The sequence below is a fragment of the Tabrizicola sp. genome, from assembly GCF_034366665.1.
GTDB lineage: Bacteria > Pseudomonadota > Alphaproteobacteria > Rhodobacterales > Rhodobacteraceae > Tabrizicola.
Map to the genome: position 1 here is coordinate 36,553 of NZ_JAXMMF010000099.1, position 13,877 is coordinate 50,429.

Sequence of the window (13,877 nt, forward strand, 5' to 3'; positions counted from 1 at the left end):
TACGAGGGCGGGCATGAGGCTGGAAAACACCACGCCCTTCCCCGCGAACTTCACCCTTGCGCTGGACAAGCAGGGGCATGAACAGATTGTCCTGGTGGTCCGCGCGACCATCACCTTGTCCCCCGACCGGACCGCACCCAGCTACGTCGCGTCCCGGCAATTGCCCCTGATCGAGGCCGACGTCTTCGGCCCCGAGCCCGCCTGGGACGCCCCGGTCTTCGAGACCGACTTCGCCCATTTCCGCCCGCGCTGCGACGTCCTGGCCCAGGCCCGCGCCCATGCCCCCCGCGGCGAGCCGGTGACCAGCGTGGATGTCGGCATCCGGCTGGGCGGCTGGGCCAAGAAGTTCACGGCTCATGGCAGCCGCATCTGGCTGCGGGGTGCAGCTGGACATATGCCGTCGGAAAAGCGCCCTTTCCTGGTGCAGGACATCGGCTATGACCACGCCTATGGCGGCATCGACCCCGAGGCCGACACCCCGGCCCTGGCCAAGACCTACCCCGAAAACCCGGTGGGCCTTGGCTACTATCCGAACTCGGTCAATCGCGAAGGCAAGCCCCTGGCGCAAACCTCGGAGTTCGGGGCGGACGCAGTGTCCCCCGATGGGGGCTTCCCCCCGATGGCCTTCGGCCCCCTCGGTCGGACCTGGATGCCGCGGCGCCAGTATGCCGGAACCTATGATCAGGTCTGGCTTGACAACCGCGTGCCGCTTCTGCCGATGGACTTCGACGACCGTTACTTCCAGGCCTCGGCCCCCGACCAGCAGATCCCCTATCCGGTGGGCGGCGAGCCGGTCGAGCTTGTGAACCTTTCGCCCGAGGGCCGCCTTTCCGGCGAAATCCCCCGCACCCAGATCGTCGTGACCTTCGAACGGAAGTCCGGCCGCATCACCCAGCGCATCGCCAATCTCGACACCGTCCTCTTCCTGCCCGAAGACCGCGTGATGTGCCTGACCTGGCGCACCCGGATCACCGCCGAGCGTGACCTGCACGAATTCGCCCGAGCCCTCATCGTCGAACGCCCGCTGGAGGGCGCTTCGCATTGGCCCGGCGGCGTGAAAGGCGGCCCGAATGGCTGAGCAAGGCATCGCCCCCGGCCTGTCGGTCATCGGCTACGGCATCTGGTCCGCTCTGGGTCCCGACGGCCCGTCGACCATCGCCGGCATCCGCGGCCAGATCATTGGGTCCGAGATCGGCAATCTCTGGGACCCCACGGCCGGCGCGAACCTGGGCTCTTTCCGCGTCGCCGCGCACCAGTGGTGGGAGGGGCCGACCTTCCTGCCCGATCTTGCCACCCCTCCCATCGAGGAATGTCTGGCCCAGGTCGCCCACCTGCCCTCCGCCCTCCGCCGCGCCGCCGCGGACATCCCGATCCTGATGACTGTCGCGCCGAAGGACCGCCCCGGTCGCCCCGCTGATCTGGAAACCCTGCTCCTCGATGGCCTGGCCCGCAAGCTGGGCCGCCCCCTCCCCCCCGGCTCTGGCGTCATCGGCGGGGGCCGGTCAGGCCTGCCCCACCTGCTGGCCACCGCCGCCCGCCAGTCCGACCGCTATCCGCTGCAGATCCTGGTCGGCGTCGAAAGCCTGCTGCGGCAGGTCATCGTGGAACACTACATCGCCAGGAACCGCCTTCTCTGCGGTGCCAACACCTCGGGCTTCACGGTGGGCGAGGCCGCCTCTGCCATCCTCGTCGCCCGCACCGGCGCCGTACAGGGCCCGGAGCTGGCGATCACCGGCATGGGCACAGGGCTTGAGCCCAGCCGCGACGGCGGCAGCCGCGAGCAGGCGGTGACCGGCCAGGGCCTGACGCAAGCGATCCGCGCCGCGCTGGCGGTGACGGGCAATCCGTTCTATGATTTCCCCGCATTGATCGGTGACCTGAACGGCGAGCATTTCAAGTTCAAGGAGCAGATGATGGCCCAGATGCGCCTTGACCGCGCCCCGCCCGAAGGCCGCTCCCGCCGCCCGCGCGGCTATACGGAACACTGGAACCTGATCGAATACGCCGGCGAGATCGGCGCCGCGCTGATGCCCGCCCAACTTGCCTGGGCCTTCGAGATGGGCCGTGCAGGCCTTTTGCCCCAGAACCGAGCCCTGTGCTTTGCAGGCGAAGACGACGGCCGCCGCGTGGCGCTGACGGCGGAGATGCGGGCATGAGCGTCTTTGCCAACGGGCTGGAGGTGTCGGGCAAGGCGACGCCCAACAAGACCATCGCCGCCATGCCCGACGTCTGCATGTCGCCGCCGCCGCCACCGGCAGGGCCGGTGCCGATCCCCTATCCCTTGACCGGTATGGCCTCGGACACCACGGACGGCTGCACCAGCGTCTTCGTGAAAGGGAAGGAAGCGGGGAAGAAGAACGCCTCGAAATACTCCAAGACCACCGGGGATGAGCCCGCGACGAACAGCTTTGGCGCGGGCGTCGTGACGCACAAGATCACCGGCCCGCTGAAGTTCGCCGCCTATTCCTTCGACGTCATCTTCGAAGGCGGAGGAGCGGAACGATTCACCGACCTGACCACGCAGAACCACATGAACTCCGGGAACTGCTCGGTGGGGGTCAGCGCAGCCCAGGCGGCGGCCGGAATGGGGGCCAGCGACAACCCCTGCGCCAAGCTGGACGAGGCGAACAAGGCCGTCCGGTCCGACATGGCCAGCAAGGGCAAGGAGGCCGGGGCCACCAAGTCGACGATCACCCACGGCGTCTTTCGCAAGAAGGGGGCCAAGAAGGCGTCCTATGTGCGCGCCTGTTCAAACAAGGCGGATTCGGCCTATCTTGCGGGAATGTCGCAGGGGCTTACCCCCCATCCCAGCGACGGCGCGGCGCAGGGCAAGAAAAGCAAGGCCTGCGGCGGCCACATGTACAAGCAGGCCAAGGCCAACATGCGCCCGCATACCAGCCACACCGAGGCGCGCATCATCGAGGACCTGTTCAAGGACGGCCCGGGCAAGGCGACAGGCGGCACTCTGATCCTGGCGATCGACTGGAAGACGGCGCGACCGAAGTCGAAACGCCAGCATGCCTGCAAACACTGCCAGAAGCTGCTTTGCGCCGTCGGCGGCGAGGATGGCTGCATGACGATCAAGGTCTGCGTGAAGGGCGAAAAAGGGTCCGAGCCGAAGGATGTGAAGGACCTCTATTGCAAGAAGGGTGCGCCGCACGCGGCCAGATGACATGGATACGCTGAGCTCCTTCATCCCGGCGACGATTGCCGACAGCCCCCTGGATTTCCCCTGGGAGGGCGCGAACATGCATATCGGCCCCGTGGAAAGCCAGACCCCGCTCTACTCGGCGCTTTTGGGAAAGACCTACAACGGGACGGTCCTGATCGCGGCAGGCGTTGCGGCATGGGGGTTCCAGCGCCTGCGCGGCGCGTTCCGGGTCGAGAACTCGATGGCCCTGTGCGAAGCGGCCTTCCTGCAGATGCCCGATGACCGGCTGATCGACCTTGATGCGCTGCGCCGCGAAATCACGCCCGACGAGCCGAAGCTGTTCTCGGCCCACCGGAACCTGCGCGAACTTCTGGGCGATGCACTGCATCCACCGATGTGGAGCGGGACGATCGATCAACCCGTCTCGGAATGCTTTCATCTCGTGCATCTGACGCGCCATCTTCTTGACCCCGCGCACCGTTCGCTGTTCGACAGCTGGCTCGTTGCGCTTGTCCGAAGACTGGACGCCAGTGCCGCGCATCCGCCCTTGTCCGACGAGGACGAGGACCCGGACGGCTTCGCAGAAGCGCGACTCCGCGCGTTTCGCGGTCGGCCCCTGCCGGCTGAACTTCTGGAAGGTGTTGTCCCGGAGGACAGCCTTGCCACCCGCTTCTCCGCCTTTGCCACCGAGCCGCGGATGCTGGCCAACCCGTTCATCCATGCAGCCGTCTTCAGGGAGATCTGGCCGCTATGACATTCGACAGCTTCCTTGCGCAGATCGGGCCGCAGGCCGACCAGGGCTACAAGTGGGATACCTGGAAGATCCACGAAGAGAAGGACGCCGCCGATACCGGCTACCGGGACCGGCTTTACGCCTTGGGCGAAGCGCAGGCCTTTGTCGTCTGTCTGGCAACGGCCGAATGCATCGTTGCGGGGATAGGCGCGCATGACCCGGAAAACTGGATTCGAGATTATGTGCAGTCGGCATGGGCAGGCTTTTCCGATACGACTGGCCCACGGTATTTCGAAACGGACGACGCCGATTGGCGCGGACCGCAGCGCGAGATGCTGGCCCTGACCCTGATCGTGGTGAACGACGCGCTGTTCTGCCGGGACGAACGGTCGCACATCGCCTACCGCGCCGACTGGCTGCTTTTCTACGGGCAGAAGCTTTACGGTCGTCTCCCTGCCTTCAACGGCTGGGTAGAGACCCTTGTCACACGGCTGGAAGCGCTTGGGAAAGGACCGGATGACACACCGATCGAGTCAAACGATCTCCCGCTGCGCCCAACTTTCTCGCGCCGGTTCCTGAACTTCGACAGGGCTTATGACGAGGCCGCCGAGACCGCCGCGCTGGAAGCCGACCTTGCCCGCTGGACGGGTCAGGGCAATCTGTTCCTGAACTAGATCCGTCTGCCCGGACCATCGCTGGGTTGCCGAACCGTTAACGCCCGCAGCCAGCCCCTTGATTTCATTCACCTCAAAAAACTGTCCACCGTGGACACTCCACCCTCAGTTCAACTGAACCGAGGCCCCCTGCACCCGGTTCGGGCCGTCCGACCGGCTCAGGACCTGCGTTCCCCGGATCGTGACCCGCCCGTCCGCCGTCAGGTGGATGCTGGCCTTCCCGCAGCGCAGCGTGACCTCCTTCCGGGCCTCCAGGACCAGCTTCTCTCCGTCGGCCTCAACCTCGGGGACCAGCGGCTGGATCAGGCCCAGCACCAGCGGCTCCTCTTCCATCATCACCACGGCTGCCTGCCGCCCCACCGCTTCTGCCGGGACCAGGACCAGCGACCGGGCCAGCAAGGTCGTCTCCCCCAGCGCTGGAATCAGCACTCTGGGACGGCTGTCAGGACCGAAGCCGACGATCTGGGCGCGGTGGACGCCCTGCAGGCCGAGGAAGGTTCCGTCATGCATGTCGGTGCTCCCTATTCGAAGGCATAGGCGAAGCCGGCGTCCGAGCCGGTCACGGTGACGCGGGTCAACTCGGCCCCTTCCAGTTTCCGGTTCAGGACCTGTCGGGAAAGTTCAGGCAACAGGGTGTTCGTGAGAATCGCGTCGATCATCCGGCCGCCGCTTTCGATTTCCGTGCAGCGGGCCTTGATCGTGTCCATCACGCCCGCGCCAATCACCAGTTCTGCGCCGTGCCCAGCCTCCAGCCGCCGGGCGATGCCGCGCAGCTTGTGGCCGGCGATGGCCTCGATCATCTGGTCCGAGAGCGGGTAGTAGGGGATTGTCACCACCCGGCCCAGAAGCGCCGCCGGGAACACCTTCAGCAGCGGCGCGCGAAGGGAGCCGGTCAGTTCCTCCAGATCGGCGCCGGACTTGCCGTCGTCGGTCATCGCCATGATCTCCTCGGACCCGACGTTGGAGGTCAGGAGGATGAGGGTGTTCTTGAAGTCGATCCGGCGGCCTTCGCTGTCGTCCATCATGCCCTTGTCGAAGACCTGGAAGAAGATCTCGTGCACGTCGGGGTGGGCCTTTTCGACCTCGTCCAGCAGGATCACCGAATAGGGGCGGCGGCGGACGGCCTCGGTCAGGATGCCGCCCTTGCCGTAGCCGACATAGCCGGGCGGCGCGCCTTTCAGGGTGGAGACGGTGTGCGCCTCCTGAAACTCGGACATGTTGATCGAGATGAGGTTCTGCTCGCCGCCATAGAGCGTCTCGGCCAGCGCCAGCGCGGTTTCGGTCTTGCCGACGCCCGAGGGGCCGCAGAGCATGAAGACGCCGATGGGTTTTTCCGGCGCGCCAAGGCCTGCGTAAGAGGTCTGGATGCGGTTGGCGATCATGCCCATCGCGTGATCCTGGCCGACGACCCGTTCCGACAGGGTCCCAGCCAGTTGCAGGGCGCGCTCGGTCTGGCTGGCCAGCATCCGGCCCATCGGGATACCGGTCCAGTCCTGGACGATGGCGCCGACGGCAAGGCGGTCCACGGCGGGAAGGATCAGCGGGCGTTCGCCTTGCGCCTCGGCCAACGTGGCCATGCGGGCGCGCAAAGTGGTCAGCATCTCGGCCCGGGCTTCGGGGGTCAGAGGCTCGGGCTCGGCAGTTTCCTCGGAGGCTTCGGGCGGGGTTTCCCCCGTCACACCGGTTTCGTCGACCGGCTGGCCAGCACCGCGCAGGGTGGCCCGCAGCGAAAGCACTTCCTCGACAAGCGCTTTTTCGGCGTCCCAGCGGGCCTTTGCGGCCTCCAGCTCGGTCGAAGCTTTTGCAAGCGCGGCCTCCACCTCGGTCTTGCGGTCGCCAACGTCGATGCCGATGGCTTCTTCGCGGCTGATGATGCCCTGTTCGACCTCCAAGGAGGACAGGCGGCGTTCGATATCCTCGACCTCGGCGGGGGTGGCGTGCTGGGACACGGCCACGCGGGCGCAGGCGGTGTCCAGAAGGCTGATCGCCTTGTCGGGCAGCTGGCGCGAGGGGATGTAGCGGTGCGACAGCGTCACCGCCGCCTCGATCGCCTCGTCCAGGATTTCGACCATGTGGTGCTTTTCCAGAACGCCCGCCACGCCACGCAGCATGCGGACGGCGGCGTCTTCGGAGGGCTCCTCGACCTTCACCACTTGGAAGCGGCGGGTGAGGGCGGGGTCCTTTTCGATGTGCTCTTTGTATTCGGCCCAGGTCGTCGCCGCTACGGTCCGCAACTCGCCCCGCGCCAGCGCCGGTTTCAAGAGGTTCGCGGCGTCGCCCGTCCCCGCGGCCCCCCCTGCCCCGATCAGGGTGTGGGCTTCGTCGATGAAAAGGATGATGGGTTTCTCGGACGACTGGACCTCGTCGATGACCTGCTTCAGGCGCTTTTCGAATTCGCCTTTCACGCTGGCCCCGGCCTGCATCAGGCCCACGTCCAGCATGTGCAGTTCCACCGCCTTCAGTTGCGGGGGCACGTCGCCCCGCGCAAGGCGCAGGGCAAAGCCTTCGACGACGGCGGTCTTGCCCACCCCTGCCTCACCCGTGAGGATCGGGTTGTTCTGGCGGCGGCGCATCAGGATGTCGATGATCTGGCGGATTTCAGGGTCGCGGCCGATCACCGGGTCGATCTTGCCCGCGCGGGCACGCTCGGTCAGGTTCGTCGCATACTGTGACAAGGCCGACTTGCCGCCGGGGGCCTGCTTGGCCTTTGGCGCCTCGGCCTCGGGCTTCGCACCTTCCACCGACTCGGCCAGAAGATCGCCCAGCTGACCGGACATCGACGCCGGGTCGATCTTGTCGAACTCCAGGCTGATCTTGAACAGAAGGCCTTCCAGCACCGGGACCTTCAGGGCACCCAGCAGGATATAGGCCGACCGCACCGTGTCGTCGCCAAAGTCGAGGCTGCCGAAGGTCCAGCCTTCCTGGATGGCGCGGAAGATATGGTCCGAGAATTCCTCGACTGACCCCGCGCCGTGCGGCAACGCATCGACGGCCCGGGTGATGTCGGCGGCCAGCTTCGAGGCATCGACCCCGGCCGAGGCGCAAAGGATGTCGAAGTCAGACCGCGTCGATTGCGACAGCGCCTCGACGAAGTGGACCAGCTCGACATAGGGGTTGCCCCGCGCCTTGGCGGTTTGCGCCGCCGCCGAAAAAGCCTTGAGGCATACGGGGTTGAGCTTGCCGACAAGCTCTTTGCGCTTGATCGTCTCGGTGCCGCCACGTGGGGCCATAATTCTTGCCCTTTATCGGTTTTGAATATGCTTGCTCATCACGGCGGAAAGACGCAGGCTTTTCCGTAAGGTCAATCTAAACCGGAATTTTCCACATGGCGAATGTTTTGGTGATTGTCGCGGGTACCGAAACCCAGACCCTTCGAGGCGCGGCATGATCGGTCCGCTTCCGGGCGACATCTTCCGCCAGGGCCAGGTGCTGAACCACACCTACGAGATCGAGGGCGTGCTGGGCCGTGGCGGCACGGGCGAGGTCTACCGGGCGCGCAACCAGATCTCGGGGCGGATCGTCGCGATCAAGGCGCTGAATGCGCAGTTTTCCGGGAATGACGACTACATCCAGCTGATGCGGCGCGAAGAGCAGATGCGCGACGTCATCAACGACGCCGTGGTGCGCTATTCCGAATGTTCGCGGACCGACCAGGGACATGTCTTCCTGGTGATGGATTTCATCGACGGCCCGTCGATGAGCGACATCATGATGCGGCGGCGAATGGACCCGCGGGAACTGATGATCATCGCGCACCGGGTGGCCGAGGGGCTGGTCGCGGCCCACACCCGCGGCATCGTCCACCGCGACCTGTCGCCCGACAACGTGGTCCTGCGCGACGGGGCGCCGGAAAAGGCGACGATCATCGACTTCGGCATCGCCAAGGACACCTCGGCCGGGGCGAAGACCATCGTCGGCAACGAATTCGCCGGGAAATACGAATACGCCGCCCCCGAGCAGCTGGAGGGGCGGGCCGAAAAGCGGTCGGACCTTTATGCGCTGGGGGCGACCTTGCTGGCGGCCTATCGCGGTCAGGTGCCGTTCGGCGGATCGACGCCGGGAGAGATCGTGCGCCGCAAGCAGACGCACCTGGACACCGAGGGCGTGCCGGAGCCGTTGAAAGGCCTCATCGACTGGCTCTCCGCCCCCGCCTTGGCGGACCGCGCGCCCAGTGCCGAGGCGGTGGTCGCCCGGCTGGACCAGGCGCTGAAGCCGGTCTCGACCCGGGGCGGGCGGCAGGCTTCACCCGCAGGTCAGCCGCGAAAGGGCCGGGGTGGGACGCTGGCGCTGCTGGTGGTGCTGCTTCTGGGCCTGATGGGAGGCGGCGCCTGGTATGCCGGGCTTCTCGGCGGGATCAGCGAACCGCCACTTGCCGTGGCGGCGCCCTACCAACTGACGGCAAGCTTCGGCCCACAGGGGTCCGCTTTCGCTGCCAATGCCCCCGATGAGACCGCTGCGGCGCTGCTGCGCCAGGCCTTCGCCGGGGCCGCCGGGGCGCCCGCGCCCGAAGGATCGGTGACGCTTGCGGCCGGTGTGCCCGATGCGCTTTGGGTCAGCCATGTGGTGACTGGCCTTGGCTTGATGCAGGGGCTGGCGGAGTGGGAGATTGCGGTGACCGACACGGCGGTCATGGTGAACGGCCTGGCCGACAGCCGTGACCTTGCCGCGGGGAAGACCACGGCGATATCGGACTGGGCGCGGCAGGCCGGGCTGACCGCCCGCGTCGACATCGTGCCTGGCCCCCGCACCCTGCCCGTCGCCACGGTCGAGGAGATGATCCAGCCCTTTGCCACTTGCGGCCCGCTTGGCCCCGACCAGCCGCCCGCGTCGGGCTATGCGATCGGCGAAACGGTCGTCGTTTCGGGCGCGCTGGACAGTGAAGCAGCGCGGGACAAGCTGCAAGGGGTTCTGGACGCCGGGATCGGCGAGCGCACGGCCCGCATCGACGCGACGATCCTGAACGCCGACCTCTGCGCGATCCGCAAGGTGCTGCCGCCGCTTGAATCGGACGACCTGACGATCTGGCTGGGCGATGGGGCAACCGGCGACGTCAACCTGTCGGGCATCTACCGCGCCGGCGAAAACCCGATTGCCGAGGTGCTGGCCCCCGCCGATCTGACCGGCCTGTCGCTTTGGGTCGTCGTGGTCGACAACACCGGGTCCGTCTACAACCTGCTGCCGAACCTTCAGCAGGAGGCGCACGAGATCACCGACGTCGGCGAGGTGGTGAATGGCCAGCGCCGTATCCGGGTCCTGTTCTCGGTCGAGGACCTGCAGGCGAAGCGCGGCTTTCTTGGCACCGTGGTCAGCGAGGAAAGCTTCGGCAAGTCCGAGGTGATCGCGTTTCTGTCGAAAACCTCGCTGTTCGGCATCCGTAGACCCAAGGACGAGTCCGTCGCCTCCTTCGCCGAGGCCCTGGCGGACATCCTGCGCGAAGAGCCGGGAAACATCGTTTCGATCGCCTCAAGGGTCATCGATGCAAGACCTTGACTTTAAGTCAAGTGGTGCAAGACTTGCCCGCGTAGATTGTGGATTGCGCGTTTCGCAGAAGGCTTTGGACACAGATGGACCTTGAACCATTCCTGGTTCCATTGGGCGACGGGAATGCCTCGGGGCAGGACCTGCGCAACGACGCGCGATTCCACGGAATCGAGCGGATTCTGGAGCCAGCCGCGCGCGCCGCCCGGATGGAGAATGTCCGCAGTGGTGGCATCGGCGGCGTCAACATCGACTGGTCCGGCCTGCTTGATCAGGCGGTCGACCTGGCGGCGACCGGCCGCGACATCCGGCTTTTGGTCATCGTCGTGCGCAGCCTGTCGGGTGCCGAGGGTTTTGCGGGGCTGGCACAAGGCCTGGACCTGCTGACCGCGACGGTCGAAGGGTTCTGGGACAGCGTCCACCCCCTTCTGCGCGAAAGCGCCTCTGCGCGCGAGGCGGCGACGCGGCGGATCAACTCGTTGTTCCAGCTGGAAAACGGGGACAACGGCCTGTTGTGCGACCTGGAATTTGCAGTCGTCTTCAGCCCGCGCGGCATCGGACCGATCACCGGGTCGGACCTTTCTGCCGGGGGGCTGACGCGCAATCAGGCGCAGGGCGAACTGCCCTCGGGCCTTGGCGAACGCGAAGTGGCCGAGCATCTGGCCCGGCACGAGGCGCTGCAGAACCGGGTGACGGCGGCTTGCCGCGCCCAGGCCGCCGAACGGCCCGAGGAGTTGTCAGCCCTTCTTCAGGCCATCGAAGCCGCCCGCGCCGCTCTGGCCCGGCTGGAAGCGGCACTGAATGCCCGGGTGATGGAAAACGGCGTCGGCGTCCGGTTCAAGGAACTGGACAAGATCCTGACCCGCATGACCGCGCCCCTTGCCGCCGCCCGGGCCCAGACCGCCACCAGCCCCACCCCATCCGAGGCGACCGCCATGACTGACACAGTCTTGCCCGCGCCTGCCCTGAACGGCGCCCATCCGGCCCCCGCCCAGGGTGGCATCCCCGGCTCGGTCAATTCGCGCCGGGATGTCGAGCGCTGTCTCGACATGATCATCGACTTTTACGAACGCACCGAACCCTCCAGCCCGATCCCGCATCTGGCGCGGCGGATGCGGAAGATGGTGCCGATGAACTTCCTGCAGCTGATGGAAGAGATCGCCCCAAGCGGAATGAAGGAATTCAAGAACGTCGCCGGCGTGGACGACAAGAAATCGGCCGCGCAATAGGCCGCACGACAGTCAGGAGAGGTCTGAGACATGGCAAGTGAAAGCAAGGCAAAGGTGATCGAACGCAACCGCGCCCCGCGTGTGCAGATCGCCTACGACGTCGAACACTACGGCAGCCCGACGACCATCGAACTTCCCTTCGTGATGGGCGTGATGGCCGATCTTGCGGGCAAGTCCGAGACGAAAGAGGCGATGAAGCCCGTCAATGACCGCACCTTTGTCGACGTCGACGCAGGCCGCTTCGGCAAGTTCATGGAGGCGCTCGCCCCCCGCGTGAAGGCCCGCGTCCCGAACCGCCTTGGCGGCAAGGACGGTGCGGCGGATGACGAGATGTTCGTCGACCTGACGTTCAAGAACATGTCCGACTTCACGCCCGACAAGGTCGCCGAGCAGGTCCCCGCTCTGGCCGAGCTTCTGAAGATGCGTCGTCAACTTGAAGAACTTCTCGGCTACATGGACGGCAAGGTGAACGCCGAAAAGCGCATCGCCCAGCTTCTGCAGAACGAGCCCCTGCTGCAGCAGGTCGCCGAAGAAGCCACCAAGAAGGAGGGCTGAGGAATGGCCGAACAGGAAAAGCAGGCGTCCGCCGGTGTCGCAGAGGCCCAGGCCGTCGATCTGGGCGAATTCAGCGACCTTCTTGAAAAGGATTTTCGTGTCAAGGAAGACGAAAGCCAGAAGCTGCACGCGCTGGTGCAGAACCTGGCGCTGGCCGCCACCGAACGGTCTGGCACGGCCACGATTTCCGGCAATGCGGTCAAGTCGATCAAGAACCTGATCGCCGGGATCGACAGCCTTCTGACCACCCAGATGAACGAGATCATGCACGCCCCCGAAGTGCGCGAGATCGAAGGCACCTGGCGTGGTCTGCACTATCTGGTCAACAACACCGAGACCGACCAGAAGCTGAAGATCCGGGTGATGAACATCACCAAGGACCAGCTGGCCGACACGCTGGAAGATTTCGAGGGCCAGATGTGGGACCAGTCCCCCATCTTCAAGAAGCTTTACACCGACGAATACTCGATGTTCGGCGGCGAGCCCTTTGGCGCCATCGTCGGCGCTTACGAGTTCAGCCACCATCCGCGCGACGTGGGCCTTCTGCGCAACATGTCGGGCATCTGCGCCAGTGCGCATGCGCCCTTCATCGCGGCGGTTGCTCCGCAGCTTTTCCGGATGGAAAGCTGGCAGGAACTGCCGAACCCGCAGGACCTGCAGCAGATCGTGTCCTCGCCCGACTATGCCAGCTGGCAATCGCTGCGGGAAAGCGAAGACGCCCGCTACATCGGCCTGACCATGCCGCGTGTCCTGGCCCGCCTGCCCTACGGCGCGGCGACGATCCCGGTGAAGGGCTTTGCCTTCGAGGAAGAGATCGACGGCAAGCATGACCACTATGTCTGGATGAACGCGGCCTTCGCGATGGGCGTGAACATCAACCGCAGCCACAAGCTTTATGGCTGGGGCACCCAGATCCGTGGCGTGGAATCGGGTGGCGCGGTGGTGAACCTGCCGGTGCACAGCTTCCCGACAGACGACGGGTCGATCGCGATGAAGTGCCCGACAGAGATTGCCATCGACGACCGGCGCGAGGCGGAACTGGCCAAGCTTGGCTTCATGCCGATCCTGCACCGCAAGAACACCGACATCGCGGCCTTCATCGGTGCGCACAGCCTGCAGGACGACGAAACCCGCGCCGGGCGTCTGGTCGACCCCGATGCCCAGTCCAACGAGCGGCTGTCGGCCAACCTGCCCTATCTCTTCCCGGTAAGCCGGTTCGCCCACTACCTGAAGGCCATCGCCCGCGACAAGGTCGGGACCTACAAGGAACGCGGCGACATGCAGAAATGGCTGTCGGAGTGGATCAACCGCTATGTTCTGGCCAACCCGGAACTGGCGGACGACAAGTCCAAGGCCAAGCGGCCCTTGGCCAAGGCGGAAGTCCAGGTCGACTCGGTCGAGGGTCGGCCCGGCTATTACGCGGCGCGGTTCTATCTGCGGCCGCACTACCAACTGGAGGGGATCAACGCCAGCTTGCGGCTGGTGTCCGAACTGCCTTCGGTCAAGAACGGATGATTTTCAAACCCCCAAGACATCAACCCTGAAGGAGTTAAGCTATGGCAGCCGGAATTTTCATCGACCTCGGCAATGGCATCAAGGGTGAGAGCACCCAGGTGGGATACGAGGACCACATCGCCGCATCATCGCTGCAATGGGGCGTCGGGCGCGGTATCGGCTCGTTCACCAGCGGCATCCGCGAAACCAGCCGTCCCAACTTTTCGGAACTGACCTTCACCAAGACCGTCGACATCTCCACCAACGACATTCTGGTGGCCATGTCCAAGGGCAAGGCGCTGGCGACGGTGATGATTTCCTTTGTCCGCGATAACGGAGAGGACGGGTTCACCTTCCTGACCTACGAGCTGAGCGACGTGTTCATCTCGTCCTACTCGGCCTCGTCGGGCGGAGAGACGCCGATGGAAAGCGTCAGCCTGAACTATGCCAAGATCAAGTCGGTCTACAAGAAACTGGGTTCCGACCACTCGGATTCCGGTGAAAACGAGTTCGAGTACGATCTCAAGGCGCAGGTCTGAAACCGGCAGGCCGCGGAAGGATGA

Annotated in this window: 12 protein-coding genes; 10 read left to right on the plus strand and 2 right to left on the minus strand. The window is 65.5% G+C overall.

What is annotated here, in order from left to right:
* The first annotated feature begins 13 nt into the window (after positions 1-13).
* From U1E69_RS13540 to U1E69_RS13560, 5 genes are read left to right on the plus strand one after another with little or no spacing between them, the layout of a single operon-like run.
* Positions 14-1,078 (plus strand): DUF2169 family type VI secretion system accessory protein, encoded by a 1,065-nt coding sequence (locus U1E69_RS13540; protein ID WP_322244902.1) that lies wholly within the window; start codon positions 14-16, stop codon positions 1,076-1,078.
* Entirely contained in the window at positions 1,071-2,156 is a 1,086-nt protein-coding gene (locus U1E69_RS13545; RefSeq protein WP_322244903.1) for a 3-oxoacyl-ACP synthase, read from the plus strand. The genes U1E69_RS13540 and U1E69_RS13545 overlap by 8 nt, the downstream gene beginning before the upstream one ends.
* Positions 2,153-3,172: a DUF4150 domain-containing protein gene (locus U1E69_RS13550; RefSeq protein WP_322244904.1), complete on the plus strand. Its 1,020-nt coding sequence runs from the start codon at positions 2,153-2,155 to the stop codon at positions 3,170-3,172. Before U1E69_RS13545 ends, U1E69_RS13550 begins: the two co-directional genes overlap by 4 nt.
* A gap of 1 nt (position 3,173) precedes the next feature.
* Entirely contained in the window at positions 3,174-3,905 is a 732-nt protein-coding gene (locus U1E69_RS13555) for a hypothetical protein (protein WP_322244905.1), read from the plus strand.
* Positions 3,902-4,558, plus strand: coding sequence for a hypothetical protein (locus U1E69_RS13560; protein WP_322244906.1), 657 nt, complete (start codon positions 3,902-3,904; stop codon positions 4,556-4,558). Before U1E69_RS13555 ends, U1E69_RS13560 begins: the two co-directional genes overlap by 4 nt.
* 105 nt (positions 4,559-4,663) lie before the next feature.
* Here U1E69_RS13560 and U1E69_RS13565 read toward each other — a convergent pair whose 3' ends face one another.
* Positions 4,664-5,068, minus strand: coding sequence for a hypothetical protein (locus tag U1E69_RS13565; protein ID WP_322244907.1), 405 nt, complete (start codon positions 5,066-5,068; stop codon positions 4,664-4,666).
* A gap of 11 nt (positions 5,069-5,079) precedes the next feature.
* Positions 5,080-7,788, minus strand: coding sequence for a type VI secretion system ATPase TssH (tssH, locus tag U1E69_RS13570; RefSeq protein WP_322244908.1), 2,709 nt, complete (start codon positions 7,786-7,788; stop codon positions 5,080-5,082).
* Between the two features lie 154 nt (positions 7,789-7,942).
* Between tssH and U1E69_RS13575 the strand changes: the two genes are divergently transcribed.
* The 5 genes from U1E69_RS13575 to U1E69_RS13595 all read left to right on the plus strand — a co-directional run bounded on the left by U1E69_RS13575 (position 7,943) and on the right by U1E69_RS13595 (position 13,853).
* Positions 7,943-10,048 (plus strand): serine/threonine-protein kinase, encoded by a 2,106-nt coding sequence (locus U1E69_RS13575; RefSeq protein WP_322244909.1) that lies wholly within the window; start codon positions 7,943-7,945, stop codon positions 10,046-10,048.
* A gap of 74 nt (positions 10,049-10,122) precedes the next feature.
* Positions 10,123-11,265: an ImpA family type VI secretion system protein gene (locus tag U1E69_RS13580; protein ID WP_322244910.1), complete on the plus strand. Its 1,143-nt coding sequence runs from the start codon at positions 10,123-10,125 to the stop codon at positions 11,263-11,265.
* Positions 11,266-11,295: 30 nt separating this feature from the next.
* Entirely contained in the window at positions 11,296-11,820 is a 525-nt protein-coding gene (tssB, locus tag U1E69_RS13585; RefSeq protein WP_322244911.1) for a type VI secretion system contractile sheath small subunit, read from the plus strand.
* Between the two features lie 3 nt (positions 11,821-11,823).
* The gene (gene tssC / locus U1E69_RS13590; protein WP_322244912.1) at positions 11,824-13,335 is read left to right on the plus strand and encodes a type VI secretion system contractile sheath large subunit; all 1,512 of its coding nucleotides are present in this window, start codon (positions 11,824-11,826) and stop codon (positions 13,333-13,335) included.
* A 41-nt stretch (positions 13,336-13,376) separates the two neighbouring features.
* Positions 13,377-13,853, plus strand: coding sequence for a type VI secretion system tube protein Hcp (locus U1E69_RS13595; RefSeq protein ID WP_322244913.1), 477 nt, complete (start codon positions 13,377-13,379; stop codon positions 13,851-13,853).
* Positions 13,854-13,877 lie beyond the last annotated feature (24 nt).

Bases quoted from the DNA above. Each gene is read 5' to 3' on its own strand.
- U1E69_RS13580 (WP_322244910.1), top strand. From the start codon at position 10,123: ATGGACCTTGAACCATTCCTGGTTCCATTGGGCGACGGGAATGCCTCG.
- tssC (WP_322244912.1), top strand. From the start codon at position 11,824: ATGGCCGAACAGGAAAAGCAGGCGTCCGCCGGTGTCGCAGAGGCCCAG.
- U1E69_RS13545 (WP_322244903.1), top strand. From the start codon at position 1,071: ATGGCTGAGCAAGGCATCGCCCCCGGCCTGTCGGTCATCGGCTACGGC.
- tssH (WP_322244908.1), bottom strand. From the start codon at position 7,788: ATGGCCCCACGTGGCGGCACCGAGACGATCAAGCGCAAAGAGCTTGTC.
- tssB (WP_322244911.1), top strand. From the start codon at position 11,296: ATGGCAAGTGAAAGCAAGGCAAAGGTGATCGAACGCAACCGCGCCCCG.
- U1E69_RS13560 (WP_322244906.1), top strand. From the start codon at position 3,902: ATGACATTCGACAGCTTCCTTGCGCAGATCGGGCCGCAGGCCGACCAG.
- U1E69_RS13565 (WP_322244907.1), bottom strand. From the start codon at position 5,068: ATGCATGACGGAACCTTCCTCGGCCTGCAGGGCGTCCACCGCGCCCAG.
- U1E69_RS13575 (WP_322244909.1), top strand. From the start codon at position 7,943: ATGATCGGTCCGCTTCCGGGCGACATCTTCCGCCAGGGCCAGGTGCTG.
- U1E69_RS13540 (WP_322244902.1), top strand. From the start codon at position 14: ATGAGGCTGGAAAACACCACGCCCTTCCCCGCGAACTTCACCCTTGCG.
- U1E69_RS13595 (WP_322244913.1), top strand. From the start codon at position 13,377: ATGGCAGCCGGAATTTTCATCGACCTCGGCAATGGCATCAAGGGTGAG.
- U1E69_RS13550 (WP_322244904.1), top strand. From the start codon at position 2,153: ATGAGCGTCTTTGCCAACGGGCTGGAGGTGTCGGGCAAGGCGACGCCC.
- U1E69_RS13555 (WP_322244905.1), top strand. From the start codon at position 3,174: ATGGATACGCTGAGCTCCTTCATCCCGGCGACGATTGCCGACAGCCCC.